Raw genomic sequence first — 23,743 nt, forward strand, 5'->3', positions numbered from 1 at the left:
GGCTACTGCCATTATGCAATGTCCTTTTATTATTCATTCTGCTCCTCTGTATATCTCTCTTATTGAGCAAGAAAATCATTGATCTGCTGAACAAGGATATCTGCATCGAATCCATGAACCATAGCAGCCTCTTCCAGAGACTCCATCTGTGAAGACGGGCAGCCGATGCAGTGCATTCCCATTCTCATAAGAATTGCAGCGCAGTTGGGATCTATTCTGAGAAGCTCACCAATTGTTGTTTCTTTGGAAACCTGTGCCATTTCTGCTACCTCCTTTTATAATATGCAGAAAACCAATCCATCATTTCCTGCAATGTTATGCTGTTTATAGCACATTTATTATAATATAAAAATCACCTAGAATCAACGGGCTAATTATAAAAATATGTTTATAATTTTATACTTGTAATCCTCTATAAGATATATTAGAATAGCATTATAGAACCTTTCGGGGTACTAATGAGAAAAAAGGAGGATACTATAATGGCATACGTAATTACAGACGAATGTGTAAGCTGCGGATCCTGTGCTGCTGAGTGCCCATCTGAGGCAATTTCTGAAGGCGCAGATCATTTCGAGATCGATGCAGACGCTTGCGTTGACTGCGGAACATGTGCAGATGTTTGTCCTACAGAGGCTATCCAGCCAGGAGAATAATCCAACGGACTACATACAGAAAAAGAAAAGAAGAGCTGCAGCAAACGCTGCGGCTCTTTTTTGTTTTATATATTCTTATGTATTTTCAGGATTCTCCCTGATTTTTTATCCACTGAAGCGGCAGCGGCTTCGCGTCTGGCAAGCTGCTGTCTTCTGATTGCAAGATCAAGAGAACGATATCTCTCCTCATCTTCATTTTGGGACTGTATCTCCTGTGTGATCAGTCTTTCCAGGATTGTCTGGAATTCCAGGATTTTAGGATTTACGGTTTCTTCTGCCGCACCGACCTCCACAGAATATACAGCTTCCTTTACCGGCACCTCATTTACAGATACCGCTTCTTCCAAAAGGCGTATCTTACTGTCAGAAGAGCCCGGAGCCGTGCGGGCAATCTGAGGGATCAGATCCTTAATCGCCCGAAGCTGCAAACCTCTTTTCTTCAGTTCTCTGATATTCAGAAAAAGTTGAATATCATATCTGGTGTAGTAGCGGTGGCCAAGTTCATTTCTCTGGATATGAAGGTCAAGCTCGTCCTCCCAGTAACGCATAACATATGGCTTCACCCCCGTCATTTCTGATGCCTGTCTGACCGTATATCTTGTCTCCATACCGCACCTCCTACATCTCAAATTATAGCAGAGTATATGAGTATTTCAACAAAAACCGTTCGACAATTTTTGCTGTAAAATAATCCGTAGTTATTATCCAGTCTTTTTACGGCTTATTAAAAGTTTTGATTTAAACTATAAATAAGCAGATGTAAAAAAGTGCATAATCTCCTCGCTGATTTGTCTTTGCGAAACGCCCACATAGAGTTTAACCTTTCTTTTATGTCCACATATTCCGAATTTTAGTATGTAAAATTTGATATTTGATCATTTATAGTTTTTAATTGTATTCTGTAACGCATTTGCTCCTGTATGTATGGGAATTTCATAAAATTGTATCAGCTGTATTGCAAAGTATTATCTTCAAGCAGTTATATCCGGAGCAAAGCGAATGGTTTTTTATTTACCGGGAATGCCGCTGCAGAGTTACTACTTTCCCGATAAGCAAAAAAATCTCCCATATTTCACCCGACAGGTGTCCAATACGGAAGATTCTTTTTGTACGACTTTATTTTTTCATATTTACAAACTGTGTATACCTTGGCAGCCATACCAGCTCAATGGTTCCAATGGGGCCGTTACGCTGTTTGGCAATAATGACCTCGGCAATATCCTTTTTTTCTGTATCCTTGTGATAATAATCATCTCTGTACAAAAACATTACTACGTCCGCATCCTGCTCAATAGCTCCGGATTCTCGAAGGTCAGAAAGCATTGGCCTGTGATCAGGTCTCTGCTCTACCGCACGGCTTAACTGTGACAGTGCAATAACAGGAACACCAAGCTCACGGGCAAGAGCTTTCAGAGAACGGGAAATATCTGAAATTTCCTGCTGTCTGGAATCGCTTTTTCCACTTCCGCTCATCAGCTGCAGATAGTCGATCATGATAATTCCGAGATTGTGCTCCAGCTTGTACTTCCTGCATTTGGATCGCATTTCCGCAATGCTGATACCCGGCGTATCGTCAATGATCAGATTGGAACGGCCAATAATATCCGCGCCCTCTACCAGCTTTGTCCAGTCCTCGTCTTTCAGATTACCGGTTCTCATGTTCTGGGAATCCACATGGGACTCCATTGCCAGCAGTCGGTTTACAAGCTGCTCCTTTGACATTTCCAGACTGAAGATCGCCACAGTAACATTTTTACGAAATGCCATATACTGCGCGATATTCAGTACAAAAGCGGTCTTTCCCATAGAGGGTCGGGCCGCGATCAGGACAAGATCTGAAGGATGCATACCCGAAGTTTTGTAATCCAGGTCAACAAAGCCTGTAGGAATTCCGGTAACGCTTCCCTTCAGCTTGGAAGCTTTTTCAATATTATTAATGGCATTCAGAACCACCTGCTGAATCGGTACATAATCGCCGCCAATACTTCTCTGTAAAATACTGAAAAGTTTTTTTTCTGCCTCTTCCAGAAGGGTTTCTGTATTTTCCTTTTCCAGATAACAGCTGTTCGCCACCTCCTCCGTAGTCTTAATGAGACGACGAAGAAGAGCTTTTTCACTTACAATATTTGCATAATATTTTATATTTGCAGAAGTAGGAACTGCTTCCAGAAGCTCTCTGACATATTCCATACTGCTGATATCCGGAGGAAGGTCCTTTTCTTTCAGTCTGTTCTGAAGAGTAATCAGATCAACCGGCTGTCCTTCATTGCACAGCTCTACCATAGCGTCAAAAATAATACCGTACTGATTCTGATAAAAATCATCGCTTGTAAGAATTTCAGACGCAACAAGGATCGCATCCCTGTCCATGAGCATGGAGCCGATCACAGACTGTTCTGCTTCAATGCTGTGGGGAAGTATTCTCCTGACCAGTGCTTCTTCCATACTGCGGGCTCCTCCGTTTTATGCTTCTTTGATCCAGACCTTAAGACTTCCGGTTACCTTCGGATGCAGTTTCACACCGACCTGAGTCACACCCAGATTGCGGATCGGACCGTCAAGCTGAAGTTTCTTTTTATCAATGTCCAGATTCAGCTGAGACTTTGCAGCCTCGGAAATTTCTTTTGCTGAAACAGAACCAAAGGTTCTTCCGCCTTCTCCTACTTTCAGCGTAAGAATTACTTCTTTTGTTTCCAGATCCTTTGCAAATGCCTGAGCAGCCTCCAGATTTTCCTGTGCTACTTTTTCTTCATTTGCCTTCTGAAGCTTCAGGTCATTGAGATTTTTCGGTGTTGCCTCAACGCCCAGTTTCTTTGGCAGAATCATATTTCTGGCATAGCCGTCACTGACATTTACAATCTGACCTTTTTTTCCAAGAGATTTTACATCTTCTAATAAAATTACTTTCATTTTGTTTCCTTTTCCTCCTGATACATTTCGTCAATAATGTTCTTCAGCATCTCTTCAACCTCAGGCATTGGTTTCTTCACCTGTGCGCCTGCAATATTCAGATGACCTCCGCCGCCCATTTTTTCCATCAGCACCTGTACATTCACTTCATCAATGGCTCTGGCGCTGATATACACCTCATTATTATACGGCGTCAGCACAAAAGATGCTTTTACACCGGCAATATTCAAAAGCTCGTTTGCCGCCTGAGCGCCCACTACTGTAGGACTTTCCAGGCCCTCGCTAGGACACTTGGCAATGGCAAAGCAGTCTTTATAAATACTTGCGGTACGAACTGCCTCTGCCCGTGCCTTATATGAATCAATATTATCTCTGAGAAGCTTGCGCACTCTTGTCATATCTGCGCCGCTTCTTCTCAGAAAGGCTGCCGCTTCGAAAGTCCGCACGCCAGCTCTGGTAATAAAATTATTGGTGTCGATCATAATTCCCGCATAAATACAGTCTGCCTCTATATTTCTCAGTCTCAGATCATCAGAAAAATACTGAAGGATCTCTGCCACCATTTCACAGGTAGAGGAAGCATAGGGTTCCACATAGGAAAGCACTGCATTCTGAATGATTTCATTGCCTCTGCGGTGGTGATCCAGCACAACAATTGTTTTTGTCATATACAGAAGCTCCTGACATTCTGTATAGCTGGGCTTGTTGGTATCCACCACTACCACTACCGTATTATTATCCACAAGCTCCATAGCCTGATTTTTGTCAATGAACATAGAAGGCTCATAATCCGGATTATTCAGGTAACCTGCCATCAGAGGTCTGATAGAAGTAGACGGATCATTTACTACAATGTGCACCGGTTTGCCCAGAGTTTTTCCCGCACGGTAAATACCAATGGCAGCTCCCAGCGCATCCACATCAGTGATCTTATGACCCATAACGACCACTCGTTCCTTGGTACTCATAAACTCCTTCAGCGCCTGCGCCTTTACACGGGCTTTGACACGGGTTGTCTTTTCCATCTGCTGAGCTTTTCCGCCATAATAGGTGATGCTGTCTCCGTTTTTGATGACTACCTGATCGCCGCCCCGACCCAGAGCCATTTCAATGGCAATCCGGCAGTACTCATAATTCTGAAGATACGTAGCTGCATTAAGACCGATTCCAATACTGAGGGTGACTGTCATTTCATTTCCTATATTGACAGTCTTAACTTCCTCCAGAATATGAAATTTCTGCTCTTTTAGAGCTTCCAGAGAACTCTGACGCATAATCAGGAAATATTTGTCCTTTTCAAGCTTACGCACTAGGCCATCATAATTTGAAAAATACTTTGTGATCTTTCTGTCAATTAAAGCAATCAGAAGAGAACGCCTTACATCTTCCACACTCTCAAGTGCTTCTTCGTAATTATCCAGATATGCCAGAGCAACTACAAGCTTGTTGTCCTCGTTTGCTTTAATATAATCTTTCAGTTCTGTCTCATCATACAGATACATGGCAATCAGGCTTGTATTCTCGGAAAGTCCCTCCAGAACTTCTGAATGAACCATTGCCTCGCCTAACAGGACGCGCTGCATGGAAATCCTGTATATACAGTCACCAACCTGTGTACTGATCTCGGATATCTCTTTTTCTTCCGGAACCGGAAGCTTGTCCGGCGTAATATCCGGAAAAATCGTATTAATATTTTTTCTGTAGAACTGATCTTTTCCTGTAAGCTGCGCAAATACCTTGTTGCACCAGATCATTCTCCCCTGCATATCCATGATCGCATATGGCAGAGCAAGCTCTTCCAGAACTCTCTTTTCAAGGAATTCATACTGACTTGCAAAGGCCACAAGATCGTTAAACATCTGAGGTCTGTGGTAACAGAAAATACCTACAGCGCAGGCCAGATAGATCAGCGCTCCCAGTGTAACAACCACTCCGGCTTTTATATCTATCGCATAAACCACTATGTTCAGGATAATCAGAAGAGCGGTCAGATACAGGGGCCATCTTGTCAGATGTTTCAGATGACCTTTTAATTTGAATTTACCATCCATAATCTTCATTACCATTCTTTTTTGAAAAATTTACATGTTTCCTTTCACTCAACAAAACATATTATAACAGATTTCAGGGATTTTTTCCATATAAATAATGAGATAAAAAAACCGCTGCCATTTGATCGGCAGCGGTATCAGGTTCAATTAGTCCTGAACGTATGGCATCAGGGAAAGATGACGTGCTCTCTTAATAGCAACTGTCAGAGCTCTCTGATGTTTTGCACAGTTTCCTGTAATTCTTCTCGGAAGGATTTTACCTCTCTCAGAAACATATTTTCTGAGTTTTGCTACATCCTTGTAATCGATCTCATTGTTTTCTTTACCGCAGAATACACAAACTTTTTTTCTTCTGCGTCCGCCTCTTCTTTTCATAGGAGAGTCCGGTCTTTCGCCTCTATTGTAAGCCATGATGGTTTCCTCCTGTTTTTCTTTCAATTTGATTGACTGAGAAATCCTGATCTCTCACCTGGATACAACCAGCTTTCTCTCTTCTCTTCGTCGTTCATTTAATGCTCAGGCTTTAATTGAACGGCAATTCTTCGTCAATTCCATCCGGGATATTCATGAAGCCGTCTGCACTTGCAGCGCTTGGGCTTGGCATGGACGGCGCTGACGGAGCAACGCTCTGCTGAGGATGAGATGCTACATAGTTATCACTTGCGGCTTTGCTCTCAGCAAATTCCTGTTCCTCAACTACCACCTCTGTAGTATACACCTTCTGACCTTCTCTGTTTGTATAGCTTCCGGTCTGAATGCGTCCGCTGACTACAATACGGATTCCCTGATGAAAATATTTTTCTGCAAACTCTGCTCCGCGTCCGAATACCACACAGCTGATAAAATCAGCGGATGCCTCTCCATCTCTGCGGAACCGTCTGTCTACTGCCAGTGTATATCTGGCGATTGCCAGAGCATTTTCTCCTGCGGAATATCTGACCTCAGGATCTCTTGTTAAGCGACCCATTAAAATTACTTTGTTCATTTTTCTACCTCTTTCTTTCAGTAAGTGAACGGGTTCTAATGGTGCTTTCTAAAATCCATGTGTAAAAAGATTATGCGTCTTTACGAACGACTAAGTATCTTAATACGTTGTCCATGATGCGTACATGTCTTTCTACTTCCGCCGGACACTCTGCATCTGCTTCAAACTGAATGAAATAGTAGAAGCCTTCATGCATTTTCTGAATTTCGTAAGCTAATTTCTTCTTACCCCATTCTTCTACTTCTGTGATCACGCCGTTGTAACGTGTAATGTAGCCTTTTGCTTTCTCTACTACTGCATCACGTACTTCGTCTTCAACTTTAGCGCTCACAACTAATGCTAACTCGTACTTGTTCATGCTTTTTACCTCCTTGTGGTCTTTATGGCCCTCTGTACTGTCAGAGAGCAAGGATATGAAAATATATCACAGTTGTTTATTCTATCATATGGTTTCCCTGTTGTAAAGAACTTTTTGTCGAATCACCTATTTATTTTTGCCTGAAAACAGATACTACTCCTTTTCTCTCTTCCCTTGACAAATTTCCTTTCTTTCTTCTATACTGAATCTAAATAACAAGGGCTGTTTACTGCTGATATGCCCGTTAAAAGGAGGATTATTATATGCTTTTAAAAAATGGTTTTCTTATAAATCCCAAAACGCATACTCAGGAACTTACAGATATCCGTATTCTAAACGGAAAGATTTCTCAGATTTCTGCTGGTCTTGTTCCTGAAAATAGTGAAGAAGTTCTGGATCTTACCGGTCTGACTGTTGCGCCGGGCCTTGTTGACACTCATATTCATTTTCGTGATCCAGGACTTACCTATAAGGAAGATCTCCACACAGGTGCTCTTGCCGCTGCCAGGGGCGGCGTAACCTCTGTAATCTGCATGGCAAATACAAAACCTGCTGTAGATTCTGTTGAAACCCTTACAGATATTCTGACACGGGCAAAAAAAGAAAAAATTAACATTTATCAGACAGCTTCTGTATCCCAAGGGCTTAAGGGAGAAATCATGAATGATTTTAAAGCCTTAAAGGAAGCCGGTGCCTGCGGTTTTACAGATGACGGCATCCCTCTTCTTGATGCGGAATTCTGCAGCCGGGCCATGGAAAACGCAGCCGAATTAAATATGCCTATCAGCCTTCACGAAGAGGATAAAAGCTTTATCGCAAATAACGGAATCAATGCCGGTCCTGTAGCAGACAGGCTTGGGATTACAGGTTCTCCTGCAATTGCCGAAGAAGTCATGGTTGCCCGGGACTGTATGCTTGCCCTTCATACTAAGGCTCCTGTTGTGATCCAGCATATCAGCTCCGGCAATTCTGTCGCTCTTGTGCGTCTTGCAAAAGAACTTGGCGCGGATATCCATGCGGAAGCCACCCCTCATCATTTTACTCTTACCGATGAGGCAGTTCTTACTTATGGTACTCTTGCAAAAATGAATCCGCCTCTGCGTACAGAAAAAGACCGGCAGGCGATCATTGCAGGCCTGAAAGACGGAACCATTGATCTGATTGCCACTGACCACGCCCCTCACAGTGCTGAAGAAAAATCCAAAGCCCTCACAGATGCTCCAAGCGGCATTACAGGATTAGAAACATCTCTTGGCCTTGGTATCACCAATCTGGTAAAAAAAGGCTGCCTGACGCTGGAAGAGCTTCTGGAAAAAATGACCTGTAATCCTGCTGATCTTTATCATCTGCCCGGTGGTTCTGTTGAGGAGGGAGCTCCTGCCGATCTGGTAATTTTTAATCCAGATGAAACATGGACTGTGGATTCTTTCCTGTCTAAATCCTCCAATACACCATTTAAAGGTATGGAATTATATGGAAAAATTCATTACACTATCTGTAGAGGAGAAATTGTCTATCAGGACTGATACCTGACTAATCCCATATAACACAGTCAATATTTTGCGGAGAGCGCGACATCCAGAACCTTTGTAAAATGCCGGATCACTCTCCGCAGAATCTTTGTAAAAATGAATATATATATGAAAAAAAGAGCCTGAAATCAAGGCTCTTTAGAGAGGTGCCACCCGGATTTGAACCGGGGATAGAGGTGTTGCAGACCCCGGAAAAAATCCTTGGAACCCGCTAAAACTCTAAGGTTTTCCAAACTGTCCATCCTATATCCACCCTAATTTTCATGTTGCTTTCATGCCATATCAGGTATTTTACTGTGCCAAATCAATGCCACTTAGCACCCCTATGGGCATATTATAAACATTTTAGTATCTTTCGTCTACAATTATTTTACTACAACTACAATATTATATGGAGGTTTATCGTGAATTATCAATTAGAATTAAAACAAATTGTGGATTTTCCACGCTGCCGGATTTACCGGGAATTTATACAAACCCTTATGAAAGACAGAAGCATCCGTACCAACGGAGGTTCCTGTCTTTTTTATTTTCTCATTTTATGTTCTTATGCAAATTACAGTTCCTCTTATCGGAACATCGAACACCTTACTTACAAAGTTGTTCCTGGCGAATGGATCTGTTCTCTTAAAGAACTACAGATTCACTTCCGCCAAAAATTCCAGCACCAGGTCATATCCATACTGGATACCCTGGTAGAGCAAAACCTTCTAACCTACTCACTACACGAAAAAAATAAGATTATCCAATACAAGATCAAAGACTGGCCAAAAGATAATACTGCCCTTTCCTATAATTACCCATGCAAAAAAGACATCGGGTTTTTCTTTTTTCCAATCGCAGATGTTCATAAACTAATCGGACTGGGAAAATGTTCGGAAATGGATGCTCTTTTGGATCTTTGGATTCATGCAGTCTATAATGATCCATCTGTGCAAGGCTCTGATGCCGGTCCGGTAGTATATTTTCGCAATCAGACTGGAAATCCCTTGTTCAGTTATCAGGAACTTGCCAGACGTTGGAAACAGTCGAAATCTTCTGTGTCCCGTCTGCTTAAAAAACTTGAAGATACCGACATGATCACACTGATTTCCTATTCCGGGAAACATGGCAGCATGGTATATCTACGTAATTATCTGTCCGTTATGTTTAATATCAGTGATGTCATGATTGATAAGGAGGAAATTGCCATGAAAATGCAACTGCCAATACATATACCCGAAGACACCTTGCCTGTTAAAAACAATTCTGAATGCGTTTCAGAATCTATTACTGACGAACAAATCATCGTTTCACAGGAAGGCTCCTGCGTTCCAGAATCACACATCAAAGCCATTGTTCGCAAAGTCGCTGAAATACTGGAAATACAAGGCATTTCTTGTTGTAGATGCCCCAAAACAAAGTATATATTATCTCCTTTATCAGCCTGCAAGGATAGTATATATCTATATTCACTACGTATTATCTGCCCCTGGGGGAAAGCAGCCTATCAGTTTGAGTTAAAACTAAAACCGGAAAATCACGCCGTCACCAACGTCCCAGGGCATACTCCGCCTCTGCAGCATACCTTACCTGCCTTCGCTGAAATCCCAGAAGTTCTGTTGAAAGGAGGGGTTGTATAATGTCAAAGAAAAATCACCACCCTGTTTCTGCTGAAGTAGAAAATAATCCGTTGTACCATGATACCTATAAGCTTCTCCGTTGTTACCGGGATTCTACTTATAGCCTGATGGTTGCTGTCCGGCAGGTAGAAATTCAGTTCCAACTGGAATACAACACCAGTGTAGACGAATTTCTGGATTCCATCTATGCTGCAGGAGCAGATCTGGGAAACAGCCAGATTGAAGAATGGGCAAAAAGCATTGCCCGCAGCAATAAAATGATAAAGCTGCTTCTCTCTTCTGTGGATCTGCTCCGGAAAAATCATAAGCATGGGGAAGAATATTACTGGATATTATATTACGCCTTTCTGTCTCCCCATGAACTGAAAAACACAGAGGAAATCCTGGAAGAGTTGGAAAGGCATGTTCCCAGTATCTCCTACCGGACGTACTACCGAAGAAGGCAGGCTGCTATTAACGCTCTTAGCAGCATACTATGGGGATTTTCTGCAAAGGGGACACTGGAAACTTTAAATAAATTTTTCCCAAAATAAAATCGACATTTTCCATATAGGCACTCATAATTGAAAAAAACAAAGGAGGGTGCCTATCATGGATCAATTATCAAATTTTATATCCGAATATCTCAAAACATGTGAAACAATAAAAAAATTAAATTCAAAAACCATTAAAGCATACCGTATAGATTTATCACAATTTCATACATATATGCTACCACAGGAGGATTTCACAGAAAAAACAACCTTAAATTCGTTCCTGTCACTGTTACACCAAAAATACAAGCCCAAAACAGCCAAAAGGAAAATTGCTACTTTGAAGGCGTTTTTCCATTATCTTGTTTATGAAGAATTTTTATCTCAAAATCCTTTTGAGAAACTCAATGTGAAATTTCGGGAACCACAAGTCCTGCCTAGAATAGTCCCTAATACTATTATAGAAATCTTTCTCCGAACTATGTATAAACAAAAAAGGCTTGCACACACAACACACAAATACAATTCAATCCTTCGTGATATAGCCGTAATAGAATTACTATTTGCAACTGGAGTACGTGTTTCTGAACTATGCTCACTTACTCTTTCCCAAATAGATTTCACTACTTACAAAATTATTATAAACGGGAAGGGATCAAAAGAACGTATTTTACAAATTGGGAATGAAGATGTCAAAGAAATACTATCCGAATACTATGCAGCCTTTAAAACAGATATTTCTAAAACAGGGTGGTTCTTTATTAACCGTCTTCACAAAAGATACTCTGAAGAATCTGTCCGAAGCATGATCGTCAAATATCTGAAACTTGCCGCTATAGATATGCACGTAACTCCACACATGTTCCGGCATTCCTTTGCGACACTGTTATTAGAATCTGATGTTGATATTCGGTATATACAGAGAATGCTGGGACACAGCTCTATAAAAACAACCGAAATATATACAAATGTGTCTACCTCCAAACAAAACAGCATTCTCACTGCTAAACACCCACGTAACTCAATGCATATTGATATTACAAGGTAACACTGCAGGCCGCCTAATTTGAAGCGGCCTCTTTTTTCTCCCTCTTTGCCCATTCTAAACCAAGGATAATATCTAATTATCCGTAATGCTTTGTTTATATTACACTACTTTTACAAAAGGAGAATATTCTATGAATCTAGTTGAAAAATATAAGTATTTTAAAAAGGGAAGTAGCTCTGATTTTTCTGCACAAAATTTGAGTTATCATATTTTTGAAAATATAGATTTCAAACAATATTTCGATGTAGATAAGGAAATTACTTCTTTTTTTCGCTGCGATTTCCGAGGTTCTACTTTTAGAAATATTACATTTTATAAAAATGAATTTGACCGTGCAGATTTCATTTCTTGTACTTTTATAGATTGCAAATTTTATGAAGTTAATTTTGGACGTTCTCAAACAAAAGATTGCTATTTTTATCATTGTTCGTTTGCTGACAATTTGTATAATACAAATACAATACAGACATCAAGCTATGAGGATTGTGAATTTAATAACGAAAAAATCTTGGCTAATATAAATGATTGCACTTATGCTACCTGCATTTTTGACAGTTGTAATTTTGATAGGACATCTGCTGATAGATTACATTTCTTTAAATGTAAAATGTGTAAGATAAACTTTGCGACATTACATGCAGAAAATTTCACCTTTGACAATTGCTATTTAGAAGATATAGACTTAGGTATGCCTTTTGTATTTGGTTATTTCATTACAAACACTAGTTTAAAACATGTAAATTTTTTGTACAGAGGACATAGAGTTTCTTTTCAAGAATCAAAAGAGCATGCCAGAGAGTTATGGTCTCAAAATAGATATGCTAATTATTTTAATTCGCATATTATTTTAGGTGAAACCCAAAAACTCCCAGATATATTACCATCAATACTTAATAATATAGAAAAATTAAGCCCATTCAAACAAAAGATTGAACTTCAGCAAATATTTGATTGTATAATATATTATATGAAGCACAACGTAATTAATTTTGATTGTATATATAAAATAATACATTATTTAGAGGTAATATATAATAAAGAAAAATATACCCCTGAAATACAAATGATTTTTGCATCATATACATACCAAATTACATATTTACTTAAAACTTTTGATTTTGATTATAACTTCTATACTAACAAAAGCAATGTGGTTTCATTTGTTACATTTTGTTGTAATACGGAGGATTATGATATAGCAGTAAATTGTACTGAAAAATTCGTTAGAAGTACCTGCAATAAATTTGGTTCTCCAGATAGTTATGTATTATACCATTCTCAAAAAGGCTCTTGGCTATTAACATTTGCAATATCACCATTAATTGCCCTTGCCATAGTTAGAATGGTAAAATACTCTTTTAATTTGAATATAGAACTGCGTATAAAGAATAAACTATATCAAAAATTAGCAGTCTTGTTAGATCAAAATTTATCAATTGAGGATTTGAATAAAATTACAGATGTAGCGGTTAGAGCAAATCTTATAGAAGAAAAAGAAAATAGTACTCAATTAAATACAGAACTAGGATCTTTGTTGGATATAGTAAGAAATATAGAAATCGGATTATAAATCAGGGGGATACTTCCCCTGATTTATTAATATATTGAATAATTTTATTTACATTGGATAGTAAAATTTCTTTTGGATAAGAAAGATTTATTCTAAACCAATAGTATTTGTTTGAAAAAAATAGATACCGAGAGTGAGGAATAGTTATAATGTTCAACTTGTCAGATAACTCTTCCGAAATTTTATCGTCATTCAAAGTCCTAAAACAGTATTTAGGAATACCCATTATACAAAACATGCCTCCTTGACAGCTTGCTAATTTTACCTTCGTTTTAACACAAAGTGAACTCAATATTTCATAATTTATAGAGCAGTAATTACAAATATTTTGGATGTAAGTTTCTACTATATTTTTGTTATTATCTGAATACAAATTAAGAAATACTTCTAATTGTTTATAACTTAATGAGCCAAGTTTATATACACTTTGCTTTTCTATTTCGCTTATATACCTTTGGGGTCCATAAACTAAACAAGTTTTTGCCCCATTCAAAAATAGATTTTTGCTAAGAGAGCGAAAAATAAAAACATTCTCATTATGATTAAAAATATTCAGTTCAGATAAAAGATTAATATTATTGTTCCAGGGCATACCCCCATATATGTAATCAATAAAAATAAAAATATTTAGATGATGACAAATATTAAAAATTTTTGTATAAAAATCTTCCGTCAAAGATATACCTGATCCAAAAAGAGGATCGGTTATAATTAGTAGTTCTATCCTTTGTGATATTAATTGCTGTTCCAATTCTGCAATATCAAATTTCAAATTTCCATTATCATCCAATACCTGATAATAATAAATGTTTCCATGTAATTTCTTTAGCATATCAATATAAGTAAAATAAGTAGGAGATAATAATAAGGAGTTTAGTGTTCCTTTTTCAAATAATAATTCTAAAATCAAATATGCTGCTACAGTTCCATTAGGAAATATTGAAATATTTTTAGCAATTTCTTCTGGTAATTTCTGATTTTTAGCAAAATATCTTTTATAGATTTCCATTTCATTAACAAAATAATATTGCTTAATTGCAGGAATTTCTTCCGATAAGTTAGTCGGATTTGTAAAACAACTAGGAATATTATAAAATTGGGGATTATGTAAGTCCCAATCAGAAATAAAAAACTTTTGTGATCTTAAAGTGGGATTAATAATATTCCCTATGTTAGAATCATAATTTACAGGTATTTTCATTGTACCTCCGTAATAAATAAGTTCTCATTTTGGGATTTATATCATAAATTTCGTAACCCTTATTCAAAAAATCCGAGATTCCCTTTAAATCTGCATAGGGTAAAGAAAGATAATCAGGACTCTGAGTTGTGATTTTATCATGTAAAATATTGCCATACATTAAAAATCGAAGCTCATTACCATAGTAAAATTCTAAATTTATAGCACTTTGATGAATTTTAAAGGCTGTTTTCAAGCTTGGAAAATTACTTGGATGGACAGTACTAATAATGGCATTATAATTTTGTTCTAAACTATATTTGTTTAGGTGCTGTAAAAGCATATATAAATAACCATTTCCTTGCCATTTCGGAGCTATAATTCCATGTTCAAATTGAATGATATTATTTTTGTTTTTCGTAATAAATTTTGTTAGATCAGTTTTTGCTTTGCTTGGTGTAACATATGAAGCAAAACCTAATAGAGTATTATCGTAAAAAACTCCAATCATTATTCCAGCACCAAGAAGAATATATTCTAAATAGTCTGTATCAGGTTTCACAAATGTCTCTCTAAGAAAAGAGGATTCTATCAGTGAATCTCTACACTGTACTATCGCATCTATTTGTTGAATATTTAATTGCTTAAAACATAAATTATAAGTATTCATATTACCCCCTTCTGTTTGACAATCAAATTTATATTACAAGATAATTAGATATTATCCTTGGTTCATATAACCTCAAATTCTATATTTATTATAACGCATTCTACATTTTTGCACAACATCTCCTGAGTTAAAATCACCATGCCTTTGAGTCTGAATAATGTTTGTCTCTTTTATTTTATTAAAAAAGTGCATATCCTGAAACTGAATATGCACTCCAAATAGCATTATATATTTATTTTCTTTTGCACAAAAAAGCACGATATTTTCTAAAACTCTATCTGTGTGTCAAAGTAAAAGCTTCTTCCACTTCCTAATCTTTGTCCGAAATGTTCCAAAGGGGGCTACTGTATTTACATGAATAAACTTATAAACTTCCCATACTGCTGTTTTGGTAGCTTCATCTGCCCACTTTCTTTTATGTGGTAAAAATAGCTCCTCTTCCGTCATAGAATCAATCATTGTAAAAATTCTCTGTATATTATCATCCAGCATGCCCATTAGTTCTTTTAGAGATAAATGTGCATAGGTATCGGTAAACCACTGATACAATTCCCCCAATTGATTCCACTTAAAACCATCCGATGGTGTTTTCACTGGAAGTCCAGCCTGTTCATCATTTTCCCATTTCAATACTAATGTGGTCCACCCAACCTGATATGCAAGATTTTCTGCAGGTGTTCGATCTACCTCCATACATCGTTTGTCCTTCAAGGATTCCGGGATATCCTCAAACTCTGCAATATATTTGTCGTAAGCCCTCTTGATTTCTGCCTTTAGTTCCTCTTTATTTTCATACGTCTTCATCGTTTACCTCGCAGTCTTCCGTCTTTACTCCTTGTTCCATACTCCAAAATTGATTATCCCCTACGAATTTCAATAAGCTGAAGTACATCCGCAAACATTTCTCCTTGATCTTCTAAATCAATCATAAGCCATTTTTGTCCATTTCCCCATCTTGTTTTTTCGTAAAGTTCTCTTAATTCTGGGGCACAGTCGCATAAAATATTCTCAACTGCTTCTTTTACTTTTGAACCAATCACAACCAGCACTGTGAAATACCCTTCTCTTGGATATATCGTACACAGGCTTTTCCCAGACTTTTTAAATTTTACATTCCAACCACGTTCCAAACTACAACGGCTAAATTCTATTTTCTCATTGCACCTGTACTTCTTTTTAATCTCGGAGCAAAATTGCATAAACACCGGATTTCTAATATATGCTGCAAAATCCTCTAATACCGGAATTTCCTCTTGGTTTTTTATATCAATCATAACCATTCTCCTTTGCTCTTTATAGAAACTGAAGTCTATGGCTTTTCTTCAAACTTAACATGTTAAAGCCTCATCTTGTGCTCTGCTTATCCTCGCTCCTCCATAAACCTATAATATGAACTTCAGTATATCACATCAACGTCCGTTCTTGTGAGATAACTGGAATTTTTTGTTGAAACACTTAAACAAATGAAGCATAAATAACATAAATTTCTGCAATCAAAACAATTCCGAGAACGCCATCTATCATCAAATTATACTGTATATCTGTCAAAAATGTTTTTGAATGTGTCAGGAAGTATTTAATATTTTCTTTCCCAGTCAAAAGTGTAATTATGAGTAACAAAATAGGAAATAAAAAAATCTCTACCTTATTTCCAAAATCATCTGCTATCCCATTTGCAAAATGAACAGGAATAATCTGAGGTAAGAAAAACACGCTTACTATTGCTAATAAAATACCAATACTGCACATTCCCCATGTTAATTTTCTGCTTCCTACAAGTTTCATAAAAATGCCTTCTTTCTGCAAAAATTAATTTTATAGTTTTTCTCCTGGCTATGCCTATTTCTCCACAAATCTAATAATATGGACTTCAGTATATCATATCATTTATATCGCATCAACATCCAATCTTGTGAGGTACATTTGAAATAATTCCGGCTAAATACTCCTTGCTGTCTTGCCCCTTCTACTCTGTATCGGATTTCTCTTGATCTGCGTCTTCTCTTTTATTCTTCCTTTTCGTTAACCTGTTTTTCACTTCAACCAAACCTACAAAGGCAACAACCACTGTAGCCATCCCCATTCCTATCCCTGAAGCAATATCATTGATGATATTTTGAGCAGGAGATAACGCCATTCCCAGTAAAACGCCATATACCATCGCAAATAGTAGAACAGAAAGGAGGTCTTTGACCTTACGTTCACGAAATGTCTTCTTATACTTTTCCTCCCATTCTTCTTTCAGACTTTGCAATTCTACTTTCCCTTTTTTCCCATCCTCTAATAATAATGTAAAAGGTACATAAGCTCCGATCAAAACGCTAATTGTTATATTTGGAATTTCTAAAGCCAATTTCGAAGCATCACGACTTGCAATAATAAATCCCGATATGCAGGCACCCACATACGCCATAAAAATATAGCGTTTTTTTTCACTTATCCCCAAATCACTTTTTTTAAAACATAAAGAAAACAGATAGTCCATAGCCCAAATCAAAAGAAGTAATAGCACTGCACATATCACAGCATTAAAGTTAGCCTCTATGAGTAACGAAAAGCAAATATATGCATACGATGATATGAGCATAAGCAAAACATAAACAAGTTGCTGTATCGGCTTCTTGATTCTATTTACAAATTCAAAAACCCAATATTTTTCCCTATAAACACAATAAATAAAGCCCACCGTAAGTATCATGCTGATAGCATAAGATATTATTAAAACTCTCTCCATGTATTATTTCTCCTTTGTAAAAACTGTTTGATATAGCCTATATCTTCATTTTTCAAATAAAGCTGATCTCCTGCCTTAATATTTAACGCTGCAGTAAACTCATTCCAATATTATTATAGCAGAATTGTAGCAATTATCTATTGTTTACGATTTATAACTATAAATTTCAAATTTTTCAAAATAGATACTTAACCTCGATTCAATTCTTTGAATAACTACTTTTATATCCTTTTATCACATCTCTATAAATACAAATTACTCTCTAAATTTTTGCCGATTGTTTCTAATAAGTAACAACCTTTATTTGTTGTATTGGGTATACTTTGTAAAAGTTACTAACTAGTCACACACAGGGAGGTTTATTATGCAGTGGATTTTGCAAGATATACCCTTAGGCCGCAATATACAAACAATACGAATGAACCAAAACCTAACACAAATGCAAGTGGTAGAACGGATGCAACTATCTGGTAGTTCCATGTCCCGAAGCACTCTAGCTAATATCGAAGCAGGTCGTAGAAATATAAAAGCAAGTGATCTTCGGACACTAAAAAATGTACTTCATGCAAATTATGATGATTTTTTTAAAGATTGAATATTAAGTTTTACAGTTTTGAGGTCATGCAAATGTCAAGTTTATTAATTGTTGAAGATGAACAGCGTATCCAAGATATGCTTGTAGAATTTCTTGAAAGCCAGGGACATCTTTGCTATAGAGCAAATGACGGAATAGACGCATTAGCCATATTAAAAAGCCATTCCGTTGAATTGATTGTTCTGGATATTATGTTGCCCCATTTAAACGGTTTCGATTTTTGCACGCAAGCCCGTCTATTTAGTGATATACCCATCATTATATTAACAGCAAAGGATTCTGAAGAGGACAAAATACATGGTTACGAATTAGGTGCAGACGATTATGTAACCAAACCATTCAGTCCCAAAGTTTTATGTGCCAAAATCAATGCCATTCTTAGAAGGCGTGAAGGAACTGAATCCTCCTATCTATATGCAGGAATTATAAAAGTAAATATCTCCTCCCACGAAGTTTTTGTAAATGATATTCTTATTTCTTTAACTCATAAAGAATATGAACTGCTGCTTTTCTTCATAAAACATCCGGACTTTGTTTTTACCCGAAAGCAGCTCCTAGAAAAAATATGGGAGTATGAACATAATATTGATACCCGCACTGTGGATACGCATATTAAAACTCTACGTCATAAACTTGGCAGTGCTGGATCTTATATTATTACTCTTGTACGTTCAGGTTATAAATTTCAAATACATCTATAAAGACTGAGACATATATAAAAACATCAAATCTTCAATAAAGACTCTCTATCTGTTTCTGTTTGAAGACTTGATGTTTTTAGTTAGTTATCTTCTTTCTTCTGCCTTCTTTCAATTGCCCAGAACAGCACGAACCATAAAATACTATGCAAGACCATAATAGCAATAGACTTTCCAACTTCTGCTGTATTTCCATTTACCATTCCCATAATTCCTTCAAATGTTGCTGTAGACGGAACTAAATAACACAATTTACCCAGTGTAGTTTCTCCCAAATGAAGTAAATAAGAAATTAACGGTACTGCAATAAATATAATCATAGAAATTTTTACGTATGTTATACCAATTAAAATTCCATCAGCCCATTTTCCAATCAGCATACCTACTAGTGCGGAAATAAATGCAGACAACACAATAAGCAACAACATAACTGGAATATATTTTAAGGCTAAACGAAGACTAAAACAAACCGTCAAAATGGAGGATAAGCATCCAAAAGTAAATCCAATAAAGATTTTCTGTAGCATATATTGTTTTTTTGTCATTGGAAGAATCTCATTAATATATACAACACCTTCTTCTTTTTCAGAAACCATATTCATTGCATTAAACACGCATCCCATAAACATGGCAATAATTAAGATAACAGCTATAAAAACATATTTATAGTTTGCAATAAAATTAGGTTGCGGTAATACTTTCACATCTAAATCATTCGTATCTCCACGTTGATCATAAATTGCTGGTAAAGAAGCTGCAATCTCTTTAAATAATTCCAATTCATCTCCCGATACTAGTACCTTGATACAATTTCCTATTTTTTGAACTCCTAAAATATTAGTCGCTGGGTCATTTATTTTAGCAATTAAATCATCTTCTGTTTCATAAGTATGAACAACCCCATAAGCCTTTAACCATTCAATGTCTTCTGAGGTGAAATCCTGTTTACATACAGCAAAGTTTATTTCCTCCAAAGAAGAAAGATCAACCCCGCCTATAGCAGTTAAAAGGATTGCCAATACAACAGGTAAGAAGAAGGACATAATACACATTTTATCTTTTCTAACGGCTTTTAACTGATAAAGAATACCTCCCATATTACCCCTCCTTACTAAGTTCCCGCATAAACGCCATTTTCACCAACATGAAAAGCAGAAAAATACTGCAAAGACATAACAAAAAGTAAGTAATTCCTTCTTGTTGAAAATCAAAAAACGCATTTTTCATTCCCATATAAAGGTGATAGAAAGGGTGCCATTTAATCCAACTGTTTTGTGCCGAAGTATTTGCAGAAAGGAATACAGGAGCAGAAATAAATAATGCGACAACCAAATAAGCAAGTGAAAACTGTTTAAAATCTTTCAGCAATAAGGAACAGCCCATTCCTACCAGAGCCATAATTAAAGATAAAATCCCAGTCTGTAAGAGTACTCGTGGCAATATATGGAATGTTTCTGGACTCCTTACATTGAAAATAGCAAGGAGTGTGGCAAATATTAAATCTGAAATCAAAAACACAAGCAATTTTGATAGAATAAAAAATGCCTTAGGGGCAGGCGTGATACCATATACCCGCATAACCCCCATCTGTTTCTCTTTAAATAAAATAGAAGCAATTCCTAAAAATCCAACTGCAATAATTTCGATAAACAACAATTCACAGCTCATTTCTTTTCTCTGCTTTTCTTCTGCTGTATTTTTTCCTACAATTATTGGAGTTTCAAACTCTTTACCTTTTAGCAATGAATGAGCATAAGTAATTCTATGATTATCAATCGTATCACTGCCATAATACAATACGAATTCAGGATTTTTTTCTTTATACATAATCCCAATTCCATTCGTATCTTTTGATAAACAGTCATATACTTCCTGTTCTGACCGAACAACTTTGATCTTATCACTAAAACCTTCTGAATAAGATACTCCTTTAGGTACATACATATACACACCATACCCTGGAGCTTTCATAAAGTTCACGTATCCAAAATTAATAAACAATGTATAAAGTATCAAAGAACCCAATGCCAACAAAAAGAATTTTCCTGAAATCATCATCTGGAGGTCTTTTTTTAGCAACGAACAAAACGATTTTTGCATTTACGTCAGCCTCCTCCCCGTATATTTAATAAACATATCTTCCAAAGTTGGCTCTTTTGAATGAATACTAATAATCTCATCCTGTGCAAACATCATACTTTTTCTTAGTTCATCTGCTTCAATAATCTCTGTCTTCCTTTCTCCTTTGTAAACGTATTCAATAAGAACCTGATGACTACTGTTTCTTTCTTTGAGATTTTTTGGTGTATCTAATGCCACAATATCCCCGTTTGAAATGAAAGCTACCCTATCGCAAAGCAAATCAGCATCAACCATATTATGAGTTGTAAGGAATACAGTTGTCCCTCTTTTTTTTTCTTCTTCAATAATCTTCCGAAATAAAACAGCTCCTGCAGGATCTAAACCACTTGTCGGTTCATCTAAGAACAGTAATTTAGGGCTGCTCATCAATACTCTTGCCATACTTGCCCTCTGCCTCATTCCTTTTGAGTATGATGAAACTGGTTTTTTCAAAAAATCCTTTTTAAATTGTAAACTATCCAAAACCTCCAAGGGATCTCTTAATTGTGCTTTTGGATAAAAAGAGGCAAAATAGCTTAGATTATCCAAAACACTTAAATTATTGTAAAGATAAGGAAATTCAAACAGAACTCCTATCTGTTGAAAAAAAGTTGGACTTCTGAAATCACATATTTCCTTTCCAAACAAACGTACAGTTCCTTTATACCCCTTTAAAATTCCAGTTAAAATTTTTTGAGTGGTTGATTTCCCTGATCCATTAGGACCAAGAAATCCAAAGATTTCTCCTTCGTCAACATGAAAATTCAATCCATGAAGGACCTCTTTATCTTTCCCATATGCAAAGGTCAGATTTTTCACATCTATCATTCCTCATCACCCCACTTGTTCCTCTTTTTTTTGTTTTTTTCCTGTTCTCTTTTAGTCCACCATTTTATAAATTTCACTTTAATGGGAATCACCGCAATAATTGCGACTACAATAAAAAGCCACCAGTACCATTCCATTCCTAAAAATTCCATATTAATTTCCTCCTCTTCTACTATTTTATATCTATATACTACGACCCTTGGTTGAAATTCCTGTGCGTTCTCAGTGAAATTGATGTGAAATCATCAAAAAAAGCTGCCACTCAGACAGCTTTTACAAATTTTGCATCTACAATACTTTCGGAAGGGCAAAGTAAAATTCTACTCCATCTTTTTTATTGCTTACCCCATATTTATATCCTTGCATATTTAAAACCTGGGCCACAATGGCCAATCCTAATCCAGTTCCTTCATATTCTGTTTCAGAAGTGCGATAAAATTTATTCCATATTTTTCCTATGACATCTTCGGGAATACATTTTCCTTGATTAAAAATACGAAAGGTAATTTCGTCCTTTACTTCTTCTACTGTCAATTTCAAGATTCCGGTTGTTTCTACATTTTTTCTGGCATTCAGTAAAAGATTTTCAACAACTTGTTCCATACGGCGTTTATCAGTTTCGACATATACTTTATTTTCAGGTAATACATATTGAAAAATATAATTACTGTTTGGAATATCCAATAATAGTCTACCTGCCATTGTTTCAACAAATTCTATAAATTCAAATCTTTCTTTGCGAAGAGTGTAAGCGCCTGATTCCAAGGAAGATAAATCAATTAGAGTAGAAATCAGCTTGCTCATTCTCTCTGTTTCCTCAATAATTATTTTGGTATATTTTTCTTTTATAACAGGATTCTCGTTATTTTCCATTCCCTCTGCATAGGCTCTTATAATTCCTATTGGCGTTTTCATCTCATGTGACAAATTATCCACTAACTCTTTCCTTTCAGCCAGCAAACATTCCTTCTGACGAACATCTTTCTCTAGCTGGATATTAGTAGTTTCCACTTCATGTAAAACTTTTTGTAGATTAATCGCCATTTTATTAATATTATGAGCCAACACACCATATTCGTCTTTTGAGGAAACATTGCACAATTCCGAAAAATCAAGGTTAGCAATTTTGCTTGTAACCTCATTAATTTCCAGAAGCGGTTTTGTTATAAAACATTTTAGGCAATGATCCATAGTTAAAATGATAGCTACAATAACCAAAAGCAACCCATATAAGGCAACATTATCTCCAGGCGATTTTATCGCTATGATAAAGAGAATTCCTAAACTCACACCAGATAATTTTGATACCAACAGGATCTTTTTTTGTATGGAATGTAGTTCCATTTTATAAATTATTTTTTTCATTCCTTTACCTCAAATTTATATCCTGATCGAATCAATGTCACAATATATCCACCTGCAATTTCTCCAAGCTTATGTCTTAAAGTTTTAATATGAGAGTCAACTGTTCTACTATTCCCTTCATATTCATAACCCCAGATACGATTTATAAGCTGTTCCCTTGAAAAAACCTGACCTTCATTTGTTAAAAAAAATTGGAGCAATTCAAATTCTTTATAGGTCAAATCAATTTCTTTAGAAGAAACATATACTTTATGTGTTGAGGTTACTAAAGTGTTAGTGATTTCATGAGCTGTCACCAGATTGCTCACATCAGTTGACGCTCACTTGCTTAACTTTCTGTCACCAGT

Annotated in this window: 28 protein-coding genes; 8 read left to right on the forward strand and 20 right to left on the reverse strand. The window is 36.6% G+C overall.

The window, feature by feature from the left end; translation table 11 throughout:
* Positions 1 to 59: 59 nt before the first annotated feature.
* Positions 60 to 260 (reverse strand): DUF1858 domain-containing protein, encoded by a 201-nt coding sequence (locus NSA57_RS09785; protein WP_022066590.1) that lies wholly within the window; start codon positions 258 to 260, stop codon positions 60 to 62.
* 222 nt (positions 261 to 482) lie between these two features.
* On the opposite strand from NSA57_RS09785, the gene NSA57_RS09790 reads away from it, so the two are divergent.
* Positions 483 to 656, forward strand: a complete 174-nt coding sequence (locus NSA57_RS09790; RefSeq protein ID WP_022066589.1) for a 4Fe-4S ferredoxin — start codon at positions 483 to 485, stop codon at positions 654 to 656.
* 65 nt (positions 657 to 721) lie between these two features.
* Here the strand turns inward: NSA57_RS09790 and NSA57_RS09795 are convergent, their stop codons facing one another.
* The 7 genes from NSA57_RS09795 to rpsF form a co-directional block, all read right to left on the reverse strand.
* Complete coding sequence (locus NSA57_RS09795; protein ID WP_147600149.1) at positions 722 to 1,264, reverse strand: MerR family transcriptional regulator; 543 nt, start codon at positions 1,262 to 1,264, stop codon at positions 722 to 724.
* 508 nt (positions 1,265 to 1,772) lie between these two features.
* Positions 1,773 to 3,101 carry a replicative DNA helicase gene (gene dnaB / locus NSA57_RS09800; protein ID WP_022066587.1) on the reverse strand — a complete coding sequence of 443 codons (1,329 nt, stop codon included), beginning with the start codon at positions 3,099 to 3,101 and terminating at the stop codon, positions 1,773 to 1,775.
* A gap of 18 nt (positions 3,102 to 3,119) precedes the next feature.
* Positions 3,120 to 3,566, reverse strand: coding sequence for a 50S ribosomal protein L9 (gene rplI / locus NSA57_RS09805; RefSeq protein WP_022066586.1), 447 nt, complete (start codon positions 3,564 to 3,566; stop codon positions 3,120 to 3,122).
* Positions 3,563 to 5,617, reverse strand: a complete 2,055-nt coding sequence (locus NSA57_RS09810) for a DHH family phosphoesterase (RefSeq protein WP_138270790.1) — start codon at positions 5,615 to 5,617, stop codon at positions 3,563 to 3,565. Before NSA57_RS09810 ends, rplI begins: the two co-directional genes overlap by 4 nt.
* A gap of 147 nt (positions 5,618 to 5,764) precedes the next feature.
* Complete coding sequence (gene rpsR / locus NSA57_RS09815; RefSeq protein WP_022066584.1) at positions 5,765 to 6,028, reverse strand: 30S ribosomal protein S18; 264 nt, start codon at positions 6,026 to 6,028, stop codon at positions 5,765 to 5,767.
* A gap of 112 nt (positions 6,029 to 6,140) precedes the next feature.
* Positions 6,141 to 6,602, reverse strand: a complete 462-nt coding sequence (locus NSA57_RS09820; RefSeq protein ID WP_178709446.1) for a single-stranded DNA-binding protein — start codon at positions 6,600 to 6,602, stop codon at positions 6,141 to 6,143.
* Between the two features lie 70 nt (positions 6,603 to 6,672).
* The gene (gene rpsF, locus NSA57_RS09825; protein WP_138270781.1) at positions 6,673 to 6,960 is read right to left on the reverse strand and encodes a 30S ribosomal protein S6; all 288 of its coding nucleotides are present in this window, start codon (positions 6,958 to 6,960) and stop codon (positions 6,673 to 6,675) included.
* A 263-nt stretch (positions 6,961 to 7,223) separates the two neighbouring features.
* Between rpsF and NSA57_RS09830 the strand changes: the two genes are divergently transcribed.
* The 5 genes from NSA57_RS09830 to NSA57_RS09850 all read left to right on the forward strand — a co-directional run bounded on the left by NSA57_RS09830 (position 7,224) and on the right by NSA57_RS09850 (position 13,205).
* Complete coding sequence (locus NSA57_RS09830) at positions 7,224 to 8,486, forward strand: dihydroorotase (RefSeq protein ID WP_257464730.1); 1,263 nt, start codon at positions 7,224 to 7,226, stop codon at positions 8,484 to 8,486.
* 410 nt (positions 8,487 to 8,896) lie between these two features.
* On the forward strand, positions 8,897 to 10,114 hold the full coding sequence (locus NSA57_RS09835) for a MarR family transcriptional regulator (protein WP_257464731.1): 1,218 nt from the start codon (positions 8,897 to 8,899) through the stop codon (positions 10,112 to 10,114).
* Positions 10,114 to 10,647: a hypothetical protein gene (locus tag NSA57_RS09840; protein ID WP_257464732.1), complete on the forward strand. Its 534-nt coding sequence runs from the start codon at positions 10,114 to 10,116 to the stop codon at positions 10,645 to 10,647. The genes NSA57_RS09835 and NSA57_RS09840 overlap by 1 nt, the downstream gene beginning before the upstream one ends.
* 58 nt (positions 10,648 to 10,705) lie before the next feature.
* On the forward strand, positions 10,706 to 11,635 hold the full coding sequence (locus NSA57_RS09845) for a tyrosine-type recombinase/integrase (protein WP_257464733.1): 930 nt from the start codon (positions 10,706 to 10,708) through the stop codon (positions 11,633 to 11,635).
* A 130-nt stretch (positions 11,636 to 11,765) separates the two neighbouring features.
* On the forward strand, positions 11,766 to 13,205 hold the full coding sequence (locus NSA57_RS09850; RefSeq protein ID WP_257464734.1) for a pentapeptide repeat-containing protein: 1,440 nt from the start codon (positions 11,766 to 11,768) through the stop codon (positions 13,203 to 13,205).
* Between the two features lies 1 nt (position 13,206).
* On the opposite strand, the gene NSA57_RS09855 is transcribed toward NSA57_RS09850, so the two are convergent.
* The 6 genes from NSA57_RS09855 to NSA57_RS09880 form a co-directional block, all read right to left on the reverse strand.
* Positions 13,207 to 14,406 carry a pyridoxal phosphate-dependent aminotransferase gene (locus NSA57_RS09855; protein ID WP_257464735.1) on the reverse strand — a complete coding sequence of 400 codons (1,200 nt, stop codon included), beginning with the start codon at positions 14,404 to 14,406 and terminating at the stop codon, positions 13,207 to 13,209.
* Positions 14,384 to 15,055 carry a GNAT family N-acetyltransferase gene (locus NSA57_RS09860; RefSeq protein ID WP_257464736.1) on the reverse strand — a complete coding sequence of 224 codons (672 nt, stop codon included), beginning with the start codon at positions 15,053 to 15,055 and terminating at the stop codon, positions 14,384 to 14,386. Before NSA57_RS09860 ends, NSA57_RS09855 begins: the two co-directional genes overlap by 23 nt.
* 285 nt (positions 15,056 to 15,340) lie before the next feature.
* Entirely contained in the window at positions 15,341 to 15,859 is a 519-nt protein-coding gene (locus tag NSA57_RS09865; RefSeq protein WP_257464737.1) for a ClbS/DfsB family four-helix bundle protein, read from the reverse strand.
* A gap of 53 nt (positions 15,860 to 15,912) precedes the next feature.
* Positions 15,913 to 16,329, reverse strand: a complete 417-nt coding sequence (locus NSA57_RS09870; RefSeq protein ID WP_257464738.1) for a DUF3788 domain-containing protein — start codon at positions 16,327 to 16,329, stop codon at positions 15,913 to 15,915.
* A 181-nt stretch (positions 16,330 to 16,510) separates the two neighbouring features.
* On the reverse strand, positions 16,511 to 16,840 hold the full coding sequence (locus NSA57_RS09875; RefSeq protein WP_257464739.1) for a DUF1648 domain-containing protein: 330 nt from the start codon (positions 16,838 to 16,840) through the stop codon (positions 16,511 to 16,513).
* Positions 16,841 to 17,021: 181 nt separating this feature from the next.
* Positions 17,022 to 17,789: a hypothetical protein gene (locus NSA57_RS09880; RefSeq protein ID WP_257464740.1), complete on the reverse strand. Its 768-nt coding sequence runs from the start codon at positions 17,787 to 17,789 to the stop codon at positions 17,022 to 17,024.
* Between the two features lie 364 nt (positions 17,790 to 18,153).
* Here NSA57_RS09880 and NSA57_RS09885 point away from each other — a divergent pair, with 364 nt between their 5' ends.
* Together NSA57_RS09885 and NSA57_RS09890 are read left to right on the forward strand one after the other, a co-directional pair.
* A complete protein-coding gene (locus NSA57_RS09885; protein ID WP_257464741.1) occupies positions 18,154 to 18,384 on the forward strand; it encodes a helix-turn-helix domain-containing protein in 231 nt (76 codons plus the stop codon).
* Between the two features lie 32 nt (positions 18,385 to 18,416).
* A complete protein-coding gene (locus tag NSA57_RS09890) occupies positions 18,417 to 19,085 on the forward strand; it encodes a response regulator transcription factor (protein ID WP_257464742.1) in 669 nt (222 codons plus the stop codon).
* An 80-nt stretch (positions 19,086 to 19,165) separates the two neighbouring features.
* On the opposite strand, the gene NSA57_RS09895 is transcribed toward NSA57_RS09890, so the two are convergent.
* From NSA57_RS09895 to NSA57_RS09920, 6 genes are all read right to left on the reverse strand, one after another.
* Positions 19,166 to 20,179 carry an ABC transporter permease gene (locus NSA57_RS09895; protein ID WP_257464743.1) on the reverse strand — a complete coding sequence of 338 codons (1,014 nt, stop codon included), beginning with the start codon at positions 20,177 to 20,179 and terminating at the stop codon, positions 19,166 to 19,168.
* Position 20,180: 1 nt separating this feature from the next.
* Positions 20,181 to 21,182, reverse strand: a complete 1,002-nt coding sequence (locus tag NSA57_RS09900; protein ID WP_257464744.1) for an ABC transporter permease — start codon at positions 21,180 to 21,182, stop codon at positions 20,181 to 20,183.
* Complete coding sequence (locus tag NSA57_RS09905) at positions 21,183 to 22,031, reverse strand: ABC transporter ATP-binding protein (RefSeq protein WP_257464745.1); 849 nt, start codon at positions 22,029 to 22,031, stop codon at positions 21,183 to 21,185.
* The gene (locus NSA57_RS09910; RefSeq protein WP_257464746.1) at positions 22,028 to 22,183 is read right to left on the reverse strand and encodes a hypothetical protein; all 156 of its coding nucleotides are present in this window, start codon (positions 22,181 to 22,183) and stop codon (positions 22,028 to 22,030) included. Before NSA57_RS09910 ends, NSA57_RS09905 begins: the two co-directional genes overlap by 4 nt.
* Positions 22,184 to 22,319: 136 nt before the next feature.
* Entirely contained in the window at positions 22,320 to 23,396 is a 1,077-nt protein-coding gene (locus NSA57_RS09915) for a HAMP domain-containing sensor histidine kinase (RefSeq protein ID WP_257464747.1), read from the reverse strand.
* Positions 23,393 to 23,704: a winged helix-turn-helix domain-containing protein gene (locus NSA57_RS09920; RefSeq protein ID WP_330671325.1), complete on the reverse strand. Its 312-nt coding sequence runs from the start codon at positions 23,702 to 23,704 to the stop codon at positions 23,393 to 23,395. The genes NSA57_RS09915 and NSA57_RS09920 overlap by 4 nt, the downstream gene beginning before the upstream one ends.
* Between the last annotated feature and the right edge of the window lie 39 nt (positions 23,705 to 23,743).

The organism is Blautia caecimuris (genome assembly GCF_024622975.1).
In the GTDB taxonomy this organism is placed as follows: Bacteria; Bacillota; Clostridia; order Lachnospirales; family Lachnospiraceae; genus Blautia_A; species Blautia_A caecimuris.